Annotated in this window: 16 protein-coding genes and 1 pseudogene; 4 read left to right on the top strand and 13 right to left on the bottom strand. The window is 66.5% G+C overall.

From position 1 onward, the window contains the following. Positions 1-311 precede the first annotated feature (311 nt). Positions 312-440: pseudogene (locus ABMA59_RS17145) on the top strand (transposase); the annotation flags it as partial. A gap of 18 nt (positions 441-458) precedes the next feature. On the opposite strand, the gene ABMA59_RS17140 reads toward ABMA59_RS17145, so the two are convergent. Beyond that, positions 459-1,358, bottom strand: a complete 900-nt coding sequence (locus ABMA59_RS17140) for a DMT family transporter (protein ID WP_425475929.1) — start codon at positions 1,356-1,358, stop codon at positions 459-461. Positions 1,359-1,459: 101 nt separating this feature from the next. Between ABMA59_RS17140 and ABMA59_RS17135 the strand changes: the two genes are divergently transcribed. Continuing rightward, positions 1,460-2,290 (top strand): SH3 domain-containing protein, encoded by an 831-nt coding sequence (locus tag ABMA59_RS17135; RefSeq protein ID WP_349006594.1) that lies wholly within the window; start codon positions 1,460-1,462, stop codon positions 2,288-2,290. A 12-nt stretch (positions 2,291-2,302) separates the two neighbouring features. On the opposite strand, the gene ABMA59_RS17130 is transcribed toward ABMA59_RS17135, so the two are convergent. The 5 genes from ABMA59_RS17130 to cobA form a co-directional block, all read right to left on the bottom strand. After that, complete coding sequence (locus ABMA59_RS17130; RefSeq protein WP_349006593.1) at positions 2,303-2,614, bottom strand: hypothetical protein; 312 nt, start codon at positions 2,612-2,614, stop codon at positions 2,303-2,305. A 71-nt stretch (positions 2,615-2,685) separates the two neighbouring features. Beyond that, entirely contained in the window at positions 2,686-3,702 is a 1,017-nt protein-coding gene (cobT, locus tag ABMA59_RS17125; protein WP_349006592.1) for a nicotinate-nucleotide--dimethylbenzimidazole phosphoribosyltransferase, read from the bottom strand. Positions 3,703-3,726: 24 nt separating this feature from the next. Beyond that, a complete protein-coding gene (locus ABMA59_RS17120) occupies positions 3,727-4,530 on the bottom strand; it encodes an adenosylcobinamide-GDP ribazoletransferase (RefSeq protein ID WP_349006591.1) in 804 nt (267 codons plus the stop codon). A 37-nt stretch (positions 4,531-4,567) separates the two neighbouring features. Beyond that, positions 4,568-5,905, bottom strand: a complete 1,338-nt coding sequence (locus ABMA59_RS17115; protein ID WP_349006590.1) for a cobyrinic acid a,c-diamide synthase CobB — start codon at positions 5,903-5,905, stop codon at positions 4,568-4,570. Continuing rightward, complete coding sequence (gene cobA / locus ABMA59_RS17110; RefSeq protein ID WP_349006589.1) at positions 5,902-6,681, bottom strand: uroporphyrinogen-III C-methyltransferase; 780 nt, start codon at positions 6,679-6,681, stop codon at positions 5,902-5,904. Before cobA ends, ABMA59_RS17115 begins: the two co-directional genes overlap by 4 nt. A gap of 53 nt (positions 6,682-6,734) precedes the next feature. On the opposite strand from cobA, the gene ABMA59_RS17105 reads away from it, so the two are divergent. Beyond that, the gene (locus ABMA59_RS17105; RefSeq protein ID WP_349006649.1) at positions 6,735-7,829 is read left to right on the top strand and encodes a cobalt-precorrin-5B (C(1))-methyltransferase; all 1,095 of its coding nucleotides are present in this window, start codon (positions 6,735-6,737) and stop codon (positions 7,827-7,829) included. 230 nt (positions 7,830-8,059) lie between these two features. Here ABMA59_RS17105 and cobM read toward each other — a convergent pair whose 3' ends face one another. Genes cobM through cbiE form a run of 3 tightly spaced genes read right to left on the bottom strand, consistent with a single transcriptional unit; the run spans position 8,060 to position 10,445 of the window. Beyond that, positions 8,060-8,818, bottom strand: coding sequence for a precorrin-4 C(11)-methyltransferase (cobM, locus tag ABMA59_RS17100; RefSeq protein WP_349006588.1), 759 nt, complete (start codon positions 8,816-8,818; stop codon positions 8,060-8,062). Continuing rightward, positions 8,815-9,219 (bottom strand): cobalamin biosynthesis protein, encoded by a 405-nt coding sequence (locus tag ABMA59_RS17095; RefSeq protein ID WP_349006587.1) that lies wholly within the window; start codon positions 9,217-9,219, stop codon positions 8,815-8,817. The genes cobM and ABMA59_RS17095 overlap by 4 nt, the downstream gene beginning before the upstream one ends. Next, positions 9,198-10,445 (bottom strand): precorrin-6y C5,15-methyltransferase (decarboxylating) subunit CbiE, encoded by a 1,248-nt coding sequence (cbiE, locus tag ABMA59_RS17090; protein ID WP_349006586.1) that lies wholly within the window; start codon positions 10,443-10,445, stop codon positions 9,198-9,200. The genes ABMA59_RS17095 and cbiE overlap by 22 nt, the downstream gene beginning before the upstream one ends. Between cbiE and ABMA59_RS17085 the strand changes: the two genes are divergently transcribed. Beyond that, complete coding sequence (locus ABMA59_RS17085) at positions 10,432-11,193, top strand: cobalt-precorrin-6A reductase (RefSeq protein ID WP_349006585.1); 762 nt, start codon at positions 10,432-10,434, stop codon at positions 11,191-11,193. The genes cbiE and ABMA59_RS17085 overlap by 14 nt on opposite strands. Here ABMA59_RS17085 and ABMA59_RS17080 read toward each other — a convergent pair. From ABMA59_RS17080 to cobG, 4 genes are read right to left on the bottom strand one after another with little or no spacing between them, the layout of a single operon-like run. Continuing rightward, entirely contained in the window at positions 11,163-11,921 is a 759-nt protein-coding gene (locus ABMA59_RS17080; protein WP_349006584.1) for a precorrin-3B C(17)-methyltransferase, read from the bottom strand. The two genes, ABMA59_RS17085 and ABMA59_RS17080, sit on opposite strands and share 31 nt — an antisense overlap. Next, complete coding sequence (locus tag ABMA59_RS17075) at positions 11,918-12,685, bottom strand: precorrin-2 C(20)-methyltransferase (protein ID WP_349006583.1); 768 nt, start codon at positions 12,683-12,685, stop codon at positions 11,918-11,920. Before ABMA59_RS17075 ends, ABMA59_RS17080 begins: the two co-directional genes overlap by 4 nt. Continuing rightward, positions 12,682-13,314: a precorrin-8X methylmutase gene (locus ABMA59_RS17070; RefSeq protein ID WP_349006582.1), complete on the bottom strand. Its 633-nt coding sequence runs from the start codon at positions 13,312-13,314 to the stop codon at positions 12,682-12,684. The genes ABMA59_RS17075 and ABMA59_RS17070 overlap by 4 nt, the downstream gene beginning before the upstream one ends. Next, positions 13,311-14,798 (bottom strand): precorrin-3B synthase, encoded by a 1,488-nt coding sequence (gene cobG / locus ABMA59_RS17065; protein ID WP_425475928.1) that lies wholly within the window; start codon positions 14,796-14,798, stop codon positions 13,311-13,313. Before cobG ends, ABMA59_RS17070 begins: the two co-directional genes overlap by 4 nt. Between the last annotated feature and the right edge of the window lie 9 nt (positions 14,799-14,807).

Here is a 14,807-nt window from a genome sequence, read left to right as displayed (position 1 = left end):
GCACCATGGGAGTGATCGACGTCGGATGATTCTGGAAGCTCTGTCCTTTCCGCTGCTGCTCGACCTAGATCAGCGGCGATTATAGCCGCGAGCCTAAAACCTGAGCCTGATGCGGGGAGGAGCATTTGGTGGTGCATGAAAGTGCCGCTAGAATCAATCCACCCGTCCAGATGCCGTTGCGAAAGGACCATAGTTTTGCGGCTGCACACCGACCAGATAGCTTCAAAGATCGACGGGCACCTTTAAGACGTAACCATTCATCCTCTAGTCTATCGACCGAGCATCAGCCATCGCTCGGCTTCGCCGGCGCTCAATTCGACACGCTGCGATTGCGCCTCATCAAGGTCGCCGCGCGGGTGGTCGAGATGAAGACCCAAATCCGCCTGCACCTGCCGACATCCTGCCCCGACCAGTCCATCCTGCGCACCGTGCTTCGCCGTTCATGCACTAAGCATGAACTAAGGAACCTCCACCGGCTCCGCTGCCTTGCGCCTTATGGCGAGGTTGACGAGGTTGCCCGACAGGATGAGCATGGTTCCCAGCACCGTGAACAGGTCGATCTTCTCCGCGTAGGCGAAATAGCCGAGCGCCGCGGTGGCCGGAACGCGCAGGAAATCCATGGGCGTGACTACGGTTGCATCGGCGTGCGACAACGCCTGCGCCATGCAGTAGTGCGCGTATGAGCCGCCGAAGGCGATGACCAAGATCCATGGCCAGATATCGACGCTCGGCGTGCGCCAGACGAGAATCGCCGGCACCAGGCCGATCACCGATTGAATCACCAGCATCCAGAAGATGATCCTGACCACCGATTCGGTACGCGTCAGCGACTTGGTCATGGTCATCGAGACGCCGAAGGCCACGGCGGCGCCCAGCACGATCATGTGGCCCGCTTCGAGATTGCCGACCCCCGGCCGCACGATCACGATGACGCCGATCAGGCCGAGCGCCACGGCGACGGTTTTCGGTGTGGTCATGCGCTCGCCAAGGAACGCCATGGCGAGTAGCGCCGTCCAGATGGGCGTGGTGAATTCGATGGCAATGAGTTGCGCCAGCGGGATCATCGTCAGCGCCACCAGCCATGAGAACTGGCCGGTATAGTGCGCGATGTTGCGGCCGATATGCTGCAAGGGCCGCCGTGTCGACATGGCCCGAAACCCGCCGGCCAGATGCACGAGCGGATAAAGCATGACAAGCCCGATCAGCGAACGCATTTCCATGACCTGGAAGACGTCGAGCTGCTTGGTCGTCTCGCGGCCGGCCCAGGTCATCAGGATCATGCAGGCCAGCGAGCATCCCATCCAGAATGCCGCCTTGAGGTTCGATTGCGTCGCCATGGCGGGCCGTTTGGCAGTCATCGCCGCCCCTTGCAACGGCTAGCTGCCGTGAAAGGCTGGTCCAGCGGCAACCGGCGATCGTGGTAAACCAAGCCTTAAGTCATTGCGTTCATGATGAACGCATGGCCAAGAAACCGGCAAAAGCAAAGTCCCGTTCGAAATTCTCGGTAAGCTCCATGATGAAGCTTCCGCGATTGCGATGGCTCGTCCTCGGCGCGGTGGCAGCCGGCGTATGGGCGATGACCCAGGAGCCGCCGAAGCGCGAGCACTGGCAGCGCCAGCGCGACGAGCAGGCTTCGGTCGAGAAGAAGAAGTCCGAGCCCGCGCCGTCGCTTGCTGCCGCTCCCATGCCGAAACCGTCGGAAATCATCACCGCCTCGATCCCGCGCCCGGAAAGGCCGGTTGCCGCCCGCTCCGAGACGCTGCGAACCACGGAGAAGGTGCGCCTGCGCAAGGAAGCCAGCACCACCAGCGCCGTCGTGGCGACGCTCAAGGGCGGGCAGACGGTCGAGGCGAGCGTCACCGAGGGCAAGTGGCGAAAAGTCTCGGTCGACGGCATGGTCGGCTGGGTGCATGGCGATTATCTGAGGGTTGGTCCCGGTTCCGTCGCGCAGCCCGCCGATTCGGCAAAACCGACGCCGGCGGTGGCTGTCGTTCCCAGACCGGCACCGCAGGCCGCGCCTGCGCCCGAAATCGCCTTAGCGCCACGGCCCAAGGAAAACGTCGCGCCCGATCCGGAACCGGCGCAAGCCGCCGTCGAAGAGCCGGAGGCGATACCCGCCGCCGTGCCCATCTCGCTGCCGGAGGACAAGTCGATGTGGGGCGCCCTGCGTCCGGCCCGCGCTCCGCAGGAGGGCGACTGCCAATGTCCCTACGATCTGATGCTCAACGGCAAGCAGTGCGGCGAACGCAGCGCCTACGCCAAGGGCAAAGGCCCGCAGTGCTATTTCTGATTCTGAATCGGTCTACCGGCGCGACAGCAGGCCCACCACCAGTCCGACGACCGCCAGGCCTACCACAGCCGTCGTCAGCGGGTGGTCGCTGGCCGCGCGCTTCACCACGCGCGATTGCTTCTGGATCATCGGCATGGCGTCGCCGACCCGAGCGGCAATCTCGTCGTAAATATCCGACGCTGTCTCGCGCGTGTCGTCGTAGGCGGCCGCGCCGCGCTTTCCCAGCGCCTTGCGCAGCACTTTGACTTCCTTCTGCAGCCGCGCCACCTGGTCTTCGAGTTCTTCGGTCATGTCGTCGCGGAATTTCGAGAAGGTGGAAGCCATCATCATGTCCTTGCGCGGTGAGGGTCAATCACCCACCAACGCGGCACCGACGGCGAAGGTTCCCGCAAGCGCTAAGTCGCCGCCTTCTCCGACACGCCGGCATCCGCGAAACTCGCCATGCCCGTGTGGCAGGCAAGCGCCGAACGCAGGATGTTGACGGCCAGACATGCGCCGGACCCTTCGCCGAGCCGCATGCCGAGGTCGAGAAGCGGCTTCAGATTCATCGCCGTGAGCAGGCCGCGATGTCCGGATTCGGCCGACACATGCGCCGCGACCGCGTGATCCAGCCCGTGCGAATGCAGCCGCACCATCGGCGCCACCGCCGCCGTGCAGACGAAGCCGTCGAGCAGCACGGGAATGCCCTTATGGCGAGCGGCGAGCGTAGCGCCCATGATTGCCGCGAGTTCGCGCCCGCCGACCGCCGCCGCAGCCTTCAGCGGGTCGTGCAGCACCGCTCCGTGCAGCTTCATCGCCACCTCGATCGCCGCCGTCTTGCGGCCCAGCCCCGCGTCGTCAACGCCGGTGCCGCGCCCCACCCATTGGTCGACGCCGCCGAACAGTGCTGAGGCGATGGCCGCGGCGGCGGTCGTGTTGCCGATGCCCATCTCGCCGAAGCAGAGCAGGTCCGTGCCGTCCTCGACCGCATCGTAGCCGGTGCCGATCGCGGCAAGAAACTGCTGCTCGTCCATGGCCGGCGCCAGGGTGAAATCGGCGGTCGGACGCTCGATGTCGAGCGGGATGATGTCTAGTTCGGCCCCGGCCATCTTCGCGAGCTGGTTGATAGCGGCGCCGCCCGCGGCGAAGTTGCCCACCATCTGCGCGGTCACCTCCGGCGGGAAGGCGGACACGCCCTGCGCGGTGACGCCATGCGAGCCGGCGAAGACGATCACCTTGACCTTGTCGAGTTTCGGCACCTCGCAGCCCTGCCAGCGCGCCAGCCAGGCGACCAGCGTTTCCAGCCGGCCCAGGCTTCCCTGCGGTTTTGTCAGCGTGTCCTGGCGGCGTGCGACAGCTTCGGCCGCCTTCGGATCGCCGGTCGGCAGGTCCTGGCAAGCGGCGCGCAAGGCTTCGAGGGATGCGAAATTCATGGAGATTCCCCTTTCGGAAACGGGTCAGAAAACGGCTGACGCAACGAGCAGAACAAGGATTTCGGCGGTCTGCTGAAGGGCGCCGGCGGTGTCGCCGGTCTGCCCGCCGATCTTGTTCAGGCAGAGCGCGCGGAAGGCGGAGAACGCCGCGGCCAGCACGACCGCGGAGACGATGGCTACGGAAAGACCGAGCGCCAGCAGCGACAGCAACCCCAGCGCAAGTGCCGCGCCGGCCGTCGCCTGGTCGACGGTTCCGGCGCCCGCCGACAAGCCGTCGGTGCGCGCCGGGGGCAACAGCCGCAGAAATATAGGCAGCAGCGCGCGCGAAGCACCATGGGCCGCAAGCAAAGTAACAAACACGACGGTCGAGGCGTCATACGCGGGCCCGTTCGTTCCCGTTGCCGCATCCGCTGGGTCCGCCGCCAACGCCGTCAACACGCTCCAGCGCAGCAGGATCGACAGCGCCAGCGCGCATGCCCCGAACGCTCCGATGCGGCTGTCACGCATGATTTCGAGGATTCGCTCGCGAGTCCTGCCGCCGCCGAATCCGTCCGCCGTGTCCGAAAGCCCGTCTTCGTGCAGGCATCCGGTGGCAAGCATCGTCGCTGCCAGCGTCAGCGCCGCCGCCGGCCCCGCCGGTACGCCGAGCCCGTTCGCCATCCAGAAAACAACGCCGCCGATCAGCGCCACAACCCATCCGGCTACCGGCGCGGCCCAGATCGCCTCGGAGAGTTTCCGGTCGGCGAGGGGGAGTTCCGGAAGCGGCAGCCGTGTGAAGAACAGGATGCAGAAGCCGACGTCGCGGAAGATGTTGTTTGAGGAAGTCATGCCAGCCGGTCCGCCAGGCTGTCGCGCGAAGTGGCCACTAACGCGCCCTCGCGATCGCATGGAAAAACGTGCCGCTCACCGATCCGCGCCGGCCGCCGAAAGCGCCAAGCGCCACCCCTTGGCCATCGGCGATCTCGGCCAGCGGCGCGTCCGGCCCCGCCTCGACAAGCGAGGCGTAATGGAACTCGTGGCCGCGCACCGTGTCGCCCACCTTGCCGATCGGGCAGTCGGCCAGCAGCGTCGCCTGCCGGTAGCCGAGATTCATTTTGCGCCTGGCAAAGCTCGTCGAATGACCGAGAAGACCGAGCATGTTGTGCGTCACGCCGTCCGCGTCCTCCAGTCGCTCGCCCAGCACCATGAAGCCGCCGCACTCGCCATGCACGGCCCGCGTCTCGGCAAAGCGCCGCATGCCGTTACGGAAACTATTGGCCGCCGCCAGCCGGCCGGCCTGCAGTTCCGGATAGCCGCCCGGGAGCCAGCAGACGTTGCAGCTTTGGTCCGGCGCCTCGTCGGCCAGCGGCGAGAACGGAACGATCTCCGCACCGGCGTTCCGCCACTCGGCGATCAGATGCGGATAGAGGAAGGTGAACGCCGCGTCCTTCGCCAGCGCGATGCGCTGGCCGGGTGGGTGGAGGGCGATGACAGTTGATTCACTGGGTTTGATGGAACTCGGCGTGACATCACCAAGGCTCGCCGCCATCCCTACGATCCGATCGAGATCCAGCGAGCGTTCCATCACGTCGGCCAGCCGGTCGATATGAGCGTCGAGGTCCGCATGTTCGCTCGCCTGCACCAGCCCGAGATGGCGTTCGGGAAGCGTCATGGACGGGTCTCGCATCACGGAGCCGACCACGGGGAGGCCAACCGCCTCGATCGCCTCGGTCGCCAGTTTGCGGTGCCGCTCGCTGCCGACCCGGTTAAGCACCACGCCGGCGATGCTTACTGCCGGATCGTAGATGGCAAAACCCTTCGCCACGGCCGCTGCCGTTTGCGATTGGCCGGACACGTCGAGCACCAGCAGCACCGGCAGGCCGAAACGACGCGCCAAGTCGGCCGCCGAGCCGGAGCGGTTTTCCGCCGACACGATGCCGTCGAAGAGGCCCATGGCGCTCTCCACCACGACGATGTCGGCGTGCTCGCTCGATTCCCCCAGCAATCGATCGATGAGGGCAGGAGGCATCGCCCAGGAATCGAGATTGACGCCGGCCCGTCCGGTCGCTGCTTCGTGGAAAGCCGGATCGATGTAGTCCGGCCCCGACTTCGCGCCGCGCACGGCAAAACCCCGCCGCTTCAGCGCGCGCAGCAGGCCGATGGTGACGCTGGTCTTGCCCGAGCCAGAGCGCGGCGCCCCGACGATGATGCCGCGCGCGGTCATCCCCGCAACTCCGCCCGCATCGAAACGATGCCGCCGATGACGATAAGCGCCGGCGCGGCGATGCCCGCTGTCTCGGCCTCGTTGGCCAGAGTGCCCAGCGTAGCCACCACCACGCGCTCGCGCGGCGTGGTCGCGTGCTCGATCACGGCGGCCGGTGTGTCCGCCGCCAGACCGCCGGCAACGAGCGCCGGCGCGATCAGCGGCAGGTTTTTCAATCCCATATAGACGACGATCGGCTGCCCGGTCTTTGCCAGCGCGGCCCAGTCGAGGTCTTCATCGGTGCCGGCGGCGTGGCCGGTGGCCAGCACCACGGCCTTGTTGATGCCGCGCATGGTGGCCGGGATCGACGCCCCGGCGAGCCCCGCCAGCGCCGAGGTCAGCCCCGGCAGCACGCGGAACGGGATGCCGGCCTTCGCCAGCGCCAGCGCTTCCTCGCCGCCGCGCCCGAACATATAGGGGTCGCCGCCCTTCAGCCGCAGCACACGTTTGCCCTCGCGCGCCAGCGCGATCAGCCGCCGGGTGATGTCCTCCTGCTCGGTAGAAGGCTTGCCGCCGCGCTTTCCGGCGAAGTATCGTTCAGCCTTGCCGGCTGCGGCCAGCACGGCCTCGGACACCAGTGCGTCGTAAACGACGCAGTCGGCCTCGGCCAGCGCCGAAAGCACGTCCAGCGTCAGGCAGCCGGCGTCGCCCGGCCCGGCGCCGGCCAACCAGACATGGCCCGGCCGGAAGGCGGGCGGGCGAAAATCGAGGCGGGCGATGGCGTCGGCGATGCTCATGGATGCCGCTTTCGCTCATGACGCCCGCCCTTCGCAAGCCTATAGACGACATGATGGAGACTGAAGACCGACCACTGCGACGAGGCTGGACGACGGGCGCCTGCGCCGCCGCCGCCGCGAAGGCGGCGAGCGCCGCGCTGCTCACCGGCGAATTTCCGGACCCGGTGGAGATCGGCCTGCCCGGCGGCCAGCGCGTCGCCTTCGCGCTCGCCGTCAACCAGACCGGCAATGGCGAGGCGACGGCCGGTATCGTCAAGGATGCCGGCGACGACCCCGACGTTACCCATGGCGCGCTGGTCAAGGCGACAGTGCGGCTTGGTGCGCCGGGCTCCGGCGTTACTTTTCGGCGCGGAGAGGGTGTGGGCCTCGTCACAAGGCCAGGCCTGCCGGTCCCCGTCGGCGAGCCGGCGATCAACCCCATGCCGCGCAAGATGATCACCGATTCGGTGCACGAGGTGGCGGGCGAGGGCGCCGACATCGAGGTCGAGATATCGGTGCCCGACGGTGCGGCGCTGGCGCAAAGGACACTCAACCCACGCCTCGGCATTCTCCACGGCATCTCGATTCTGGGCACGACGGGCATCGTCATTCCCTATTCGTGCTCGGCCTGGATTCATTCCATCCATCGCGGCATCGACGTCGCCCGCGCCATGGGCCTGACGCACATCGCCGGCTCCACCGGCAATGCCTCCGAGGCAGCCGTGCAGAAGCTCCACGGCCTGCACGAGGTGGCGCTGATCGACATGGGCGATTTCGTCGGCGGCATGCTGAAATATGTGCGCGCCCATCCCGTGCCGCGCGTCACCATCGCCGGCGGCGTCGCCAAGATGACAAAACTCGCGCAAGGCATGCTCGACGTGCATTCCAAGCGCGGCGCCGCCGATCTCGACGCGCTGGCGGCGCTGGTCATGGGCGCCGGCGGTTCGCACGAACTGGCGGAGGCGGTGAAGAAGGCCAATACCGTTGCCGAAGCGTTCTCCATTGCGCAGGCGGCAGGCGTGGCTATCGGCGATGCCGTGGCCGAGGCCGCGTGGCGCACCGCCGCGCCGGCGCTGAAGGGCGCCGACGTCGAACTGGAGATTCTGGTCTTTGACCGCGACGGCGGATTGCGGGGGCGGAAGGGGTTTAGGTCGGTGAAGGTGGGGTAGGTGCCGGTCAACGTCGCGTTTCTTCGCACCCCCCTCTGTCCTGCCGGGCATCTCCCCCTCAAGGGGGCAGATTGAGCCGGCCGCTTGGCTTTCGCCAGTCGTCAACCTCGCAGGAATGGCGAGGAGAGCGAAGCTGCCGATCTCCCCCCTTGAGGGGGAGATGTCCGGCAGGACAGAGGGGGGTGCGAAGGAGTGCCACCCGTCACGGTTTGGGCTTGAAAGAAGCGACATCACTCCCGCCCCCTGAATCGCCGCTGATACACCGGGTCATAAAGCGAACTCTCGCGAAACCCTTCGGCAACCAGCGAGCGCCCGACAAAAATCACCGCCGTGCGTTCGATCGGCTCCGCCGCAAGCAGCCCGGCAATCGTCGCCAGCGTCCCACGTACGATCCGCTCGTCCGGCCGCGACGCATGGAAGACGATCGCCACGGGGCAGTCCGACCCGTAGAGCGGCGCAAGTTCGTCGACGACCCGGTCGATGGCATGGATGGCGAGATGGATCGCCAGCGTCGCGCCGGTCGCGCCGAAGGCGGCCAGCGTCTCCCCCGGCGGCATTGGCGAGGCCCGACCGGAAACGCGCGTCAGCACCAGGCTCTGCGCCACTTCGGGGATGGTCAGTTCGCGCCCGAGGCTCGCGGCAGCGGCGGCGAAGGATGGCACGCCGGGCGTCAGCGTGTAGTCGATGCCGTGTTTTTCCAGCCGGCGGATTTGCTCGGCCACCGCGCTCCACACCGAAAGGTCGCCGGAATGCAGCCGCGCCACGTCCTGTCCGGCAGCCTGAGCGGCGACATATTCCTGCTCGATCTCGTCCAGTGACATCGGCGCCGTGTCGACCAGCCTTGTGCCTGCCGGGCACCAGCCGAGCATTTCCTTTGCGACGATCGAGCCGGCATAGAGGCAGACCGGGCAGCGCGCGATCAGGTCGCGGCCGCGCACCGTGATCAGGTCGGCCGCGCCAGGGCCTGCGCCGATGAAATGCACCGTCATGGCAAAACCTCGTCGCTCGCCAGCGCGCAGGTGACCGGTCCCACCGCGACGCGCGGCCCCAGCAATTTTCCCTTCGGTCCGATGGCAGCGAGCGCGGCCGCTTCCGATGCCGAAGGGGCGCCAGTCGCCTCCAGCGAGCGGTTCGAGCGGGTCACCGTCCGATCGCCTGCATTCGCCAACTCCGTCCGGCCGATCACCAGCACCACCAGCCCCAGGGCCTGCGCGGCGGCATGGATTGCCGGCTCGCCGGTCTTCTGCTCCGGCACCGCCAGCGCTTCGAGTTCTTCGGCTTCGAGGTCATGCGCGCCAAGGGCCGCGCGAATCGCGGCCAGCACTTCTTCCTCGCTGACGCCGGATTTGCAGCCGATGCCCGCGACGATCATGGTTTGCGCCAGATCCATTGGGTCACCGGCATAGCCGGCCGCCAGCCGGTCATGGTCCCCACCGGGGCTGACCGCGAAACCGCGATCCGGATCAACTCGCCGCCCAGCGTCGCTTGCTTTGCGATCAGCATCGCCTCCATCTCCAGCGTCACCGCATTGGCAACAAGCCGCCCGCCAGGCTTAAGCGCATCGAGCGCCGCGTCCATGACGCCGGTTTCGCTGCCGCCGCCGCCGACAAAAATCGCGTCCGGTGGCTGCAATCCCGCCAACGCCTCGGGAGCGGTGCCTTTGACGACCACCAGTCCCGGCACGCCCAGCGTGTCCGCATTGAGGCGGATGCGGTCGGCCCGCTCTTCCGCCGCCTCGATCGCGATGGCCCGCATCGAAGGATGCCGCAGCATCCACTCGATGGCGATCGAGCCTGAGCCGGCTCCGATGTCCCAGAGCAGTTCGCCGCGCAGGGGCGCCAGCGACGAAATCGTCACGGCGCGGATTTCGCGTTTGGTGATCTGGCCGTCATGCTCGAACAGGCTTTCGGCAAGTCCGGGAGACAGTGGCGTCAGCTCATTTGCCGCTTCGGAAGCCACCTCGACGGCCAACACGTTGAGTGGATTGAATTTTTCGGACTTGACGGCGTGGGCGCGCATCGTCTGCAGCTGCTCGTCAGGGCCGCCCAGCGCTTCGAGGACGGTGAGTAGCGACGGTCCAAAACCCAGTTCCGTCAGATAGTTGGCGATCTTTCCGGGTGCATTGGAATCGGATGTGAGCGCCAGGATGCGGGTGCCGGGATGCAGCAGCGGCCGGATCAGCGAGATCGCCTTGCCGTGCAGCGAAACGGTCTCGACGTCCGGCAGTGCCCAACCGAGCCGGCTCGCCGCCAGCGAAAAGGCGGAAGGCGCTGGAATCGTTTGCATTTCCGAGGTCGGCACATAGTTCGCAAGCGTCGCGCCGACACCGTGCAGGAACGGATCGCCCGAGGCCAGCACGCAGATTTTTCGGCCTCGCAAGGCAAGCACCTCGCGCAACTGCGAGTCGAAGGGCGACGGCCAAATCTTTGATTCGCCTTTTATTTCCGCCGCTGCCAGCGCCAAGTGCCGCTTGCCGCCGAACACGATTTCGGCTTCGGATATCCGCCGCCTTGCCTCCGCGCCAAGCCCGTCCAGCCCATCCTCGCCGATGCCGATAACGGATAGCCATCGTCCCGCCGCCATGGTCTGCTTAGCGGCCATCATGACCCACCGCATTCTGATTCTCGGCGGCACCACCGAAGCCCGGCAACTGGCCGAAGGGCTGGCCGATCGCGACGCGTTCGAAATCACGCTGTCGCTTGCCGGCCGCACGGCAAATCCGGTCGATCACCCCGTGCCGGTTCGCAGCGGCGGGTTCGGTGGTGTCGACGGCCTTGTCAACTATCTGAAAGAGCAAGAGATCTCCTTGCTGATCGATGCCACGCATCCCTACGCGGCGCGTATCTCCGCGAATGCCGCGCAGGCCGCCGAACAGGCCGGCGTAAAAATCCTGGCGCTTCGCCGCCCGCCCTGGCGACGCCAGCCCTACGACCGGTGGACGCTGGTGGCCGATGCGGAGGCTGCGGTCGCGGCACTCGGATCCCATCCGCGAAAGGTGCTCCTGGCGCTCGGCCGGCAGGAGCTTGGCCCCTTCGAAACCGCGCCGCAGCATTCCTACCTGATCCGCAGTGTCGATCCGGTCGAGCCGCCGCTTGCCGTGCCGAATGCGACCTACATTCTGGCGCGCGGGCCTTTTGCCGAGGATGCGGAAGGAGCGCTGCTGGTCGAGCGCCGTATCGATGCCGTCGTCGCGAAAAACAGTGGAGGTACAGCCACTTACGGCAAGATCGCAGCGGCGCGGGCGCTCGGGATTGAGGTCATCCTGTTTCGCCGTCCGGTCCTGCCCGCCGTTGAAACGGCCGACACTGTCTCCGCCACGATTGCCGCGATCGATCATTGGCTTGCCAGCGAGCGCGGGGTGTAGACCAAGGGGGACCTGTCGCCACGTTCGATTGCCCGGGTCTCGCGCGAGCCGATGATGACACAGGTCGCCATGTCGGCCTTTTCGGCGTTGGCCTCGCCCAAGGCAAAAATCTCGATGCGCTCGTCCGTCCGGCCGGCGGCGCGGCCGAAAATCACAAGAGTTTCAGCGGGTAAGACGGCACGTAGGCGCTCGAATGCCTTGCCCAATTGCCACGGCCGCGCCTTGCTGATTGGGTTGTAGAGGGCGATGACGAAACCCGCTTCGGCCGCCGCGATAAGCCGGCGCTCCACCACGTCCCACGGTTTCAGATTGTCCGAAAGCGAGATGGCGCAGAAATCGTGGCCGAGCGGCGCGCCGATGCGGGCGGCGACAGCCAGCATCGCCGTCACGCCGGGCACAATTTCGATGTCGATGTCGCGCCAAGCCTTTGGTCCGGCTTCGATCGCCTCGCAGACGGCGGCCGCCATGGCGAATACGCCGGGATCGCCGCCGGAAACCACCGCGACTGTCTCGCCTTCGGCCGCCTTGGTGAGTGCTGCTTCAGCCCGCGAAAGCTCCTCGCGGTTGTCCGAGGCGATGCGAAGCTGATCCGGGCGCAGGTCGAGGCGGTCTAAATATGGCTTGTAGCCGTAGAAGAATCTTGCACCGGCCACAGCCGCGCTGGCTTGTGGCGTGACTTGGTCCGGATTGCCCGGCCCGAGCCCGACGACGAATAGGCGGCCGCTCAAAGCACCACTCCGGAGGCGGTAACGCTGCCGGGGCGGCCGAGCCAGCCGGGCACGAGAACGATCGAGAAATAAGGTGCGGTGTCGTCGGGCTTGTCGGCGAGCCGCATCGCCGCGCCGTTCGCCATCGTGCCGCGCTCGACGTAATAGGCGCGCTCCATCCTGCCGGTGGATTGCAGCGCGCGGCGGATTTTCGGCAGGTTGCGGCCGACCTTCATGATCACCGCCGCGTCCGTGTCGGCCAGCCGGCGGGCCAGTTCGAACTCGCTCATGGTTCCGGGCAACACGGTGAGCACGTCGTCGCCCTGAACGATGGGCTGGGCGGTTGCCGACCAGCAGCCGGACATGGCGGTGACGCCGGGAACGACCTCTGTCGGATAGAGATGCGCCAGGCGCACATGCAGATGCATGTAGGAGCCGTAGAACAGCGGGTCGCCCTCGGAGAGCACTGCTACCGTGCGGCCGGCGTCGAGATGTTCCGCGACGGCCGCCGCCGATTCCTCGTAGAAGGTGAGAATCCGTGCCTTGTAGTCGTCGTGGTCTTTGGCGATCTCGGTGGTGACGGGATAATGCAGCGGCAGTTCGATGATGTACGGCTTCAGCCGGCCCTCGACGATGGCGCGCGCATTGCCGTTGTTGCCGCGCTTGGCGAAATGCGCCAGCACATCGGCCTCGCCCAGCGCGCGCACCGCTTTCAGCGTCAGCAGTTCCGGATCGCCCGGACCGGTGCCGACGCCGATCAGCCGGCCTTTGGGTTGCGCGGTCACAGGCCGGCCCTCGCAACCGCGTTGAGGCAGGCGGCGGTCATGGCGCTGCCGCCCAGCCGCCCGCGCACGATGGCGAAGGGTACGCCATAGGAATTCTCGGCCAGCGCGTCCTTGGATTCGGCAGCGCCGACGAAGCCGACCGGCATGCCGATGATCGCGGCCGGTTTCGGCGCTCCGTCACGCAGCAATTCCAGCAGATAGTACAAGGCGGTGGGCGCGTTGCCGATGGCGACGACCGAGCCCGCCATACGCTCGCCCCACAGCTTGATTGCGGCGGCGGAACGGGTGTTGCCGATTTCCTTCGCGAGCCCCGGCGTGCGCGGGTCGCGCAAGGTGCAGAGCACCTCGTTGCCGGCCGGCAGCCGGGCGCGGGTGACGCCATGCGCCACCATCTCGGCATCGCAAAAGATCGGCGCGCCGGCAGCAAGCGCTGCGCGGGCCGCCGCGACGAAATTCTCGCTGAACACGAACTGGCGCGCTGCCTCGACCTGGCCGCAGGCATGGATCATGCGGATCGCGACATCCGCCTCGGCCTCCGAAAAACGCGAGAGATCAGCCTCGGCGCGGATGATCGCAAAGGATTTTTCGTAGATGGCGTCGCCGTCGCGGATGTAGTCGTAGGCCGTCATGGTCCGTCCTGTTCGAATGCGGCCTTCAAGCATGCCAGTTGCGCGGATGAAAGGGTTTTTGGCGGCTTGCCGGCGGCCTTTGTCCCGGCGCTCGGTGGGTAGCCTTGCAGCTTTTCGGCGACCGCCGTGATTGCCTTGGCCAATCCACCAGCCGACCTGTAGGCGAGGGGGACTTGGCGCGGTGTTCCGCCAACGACAAGCCCCGCGCCTTTTTCGCCGCCGACGAGCGTAATGTCGGACGGCGCTTGCCGGGCGCAGCCCTTTTCGCAGCCGGAGATGTGAATGGTGAGGTCGTGTCCGTTGGGGGGCAGCGACCGGGCCACTTCCTCCGCGATGTCGCGGGCTGCGATTTTTCCAGATGCGCAGGCGGGCGCGCCGGGACAAGCGGCGATGGTCATGCGGATGTCGGACGGATCGGTCACGTAGCCGCGTTTTTGCGCCTGTTCGCGCAGTGTCTTCGTGGCTTCGAAGGAACAGCAAATCAGGAGAAGCGTGCGATGCGGAGCAGGGCGGATGTCGATCACGCCGAGCGCTTCTGCATGGCGTGCGAGGTCGATGAGAACAGCTGCATCGATGTGGCCGAAGGGCATGGAGATTGGCAGGGCCTGGCGGGTGCCTTTCAGGCCAAGGACGTGGAACCCAGAATCCAAATGCCACGTTCCGGAGGGTTGCGAGATGCGACTGGCCTCAATCAGGTTGCAATCCTTCGCACCCCCCTCTGTCCTGCCGGACATCTCCCCCTCAAGGGGGGAGATTGCGCTGGCCGATCTGGTTTCGCTAATCGCTGACGTTGCAGGAGATGCGGCAGCGTCACAGCTATCAATCTCCCCCCTTGAGGGGGAGATGTCCGGCAGGACAGAGGGGGGTATCAAGGAAGGCGGACCGCTAAGGGTCAGGCTGGGTGCTATGTCCCTTGCCCTCGCGTCGTGGCCCTGTCCTGCTATATCCGCGAGCACCGACAGCGCGGCGTCGACCGCTCCATCGTCATCATACCAGCCAAGCTGCGTCGCCGTTTCCGCGTCGCCGCCGAGACCCACTTGCCAAAGCACCGCATCGCCGTAGCGACTGGCCACCAGCCGGACATCCGCCGCCAGGGAATCCAACGAAACCTGTCCATCGCCATCGATCACCACCGACACTTTTGGCCCGAGCCTGCCGGTCAGCCCCTGCGCATCGATGCCGGAACGAATGCGTTCTGCCAAGCCCCCCGCGTCGCCTATTTCCAACGGGTCCATGCCGGAAATTGGGCTGGTTTCCACGGGCACGCCGGTGCGCACGACAATGTCAAGCGCGTCGCAGTCTTGCGCAAAGCACTCGGCCGAGGCGGGCGAAAATCCACGGAACTGGCAACTGCCGCGGGCTGTCACCTCGACGATGCCGTTGCCATGGCGCGCAGCCGATTCACAGAGTCCGATCAACTGCTTCGGCGAAAATCCTCCGGAAGCGGGCGAAAGCCGGATCAGCAGGCCGTCGCCGGTCAACATCGGCGCCGA

This window comes from Mesorhizobium yinganensis (assembly GCF_040081985.1).
Lineage (GTDB): Bacteria > Pseudomonadota > Alphaproteobacteria > Rhizobiales > Rhizobiaceae > Kumtagia > Kumtagia yinganensis.
This window is presented reverse-complemented; position numbering and strand designations above follow the sequence as displayed.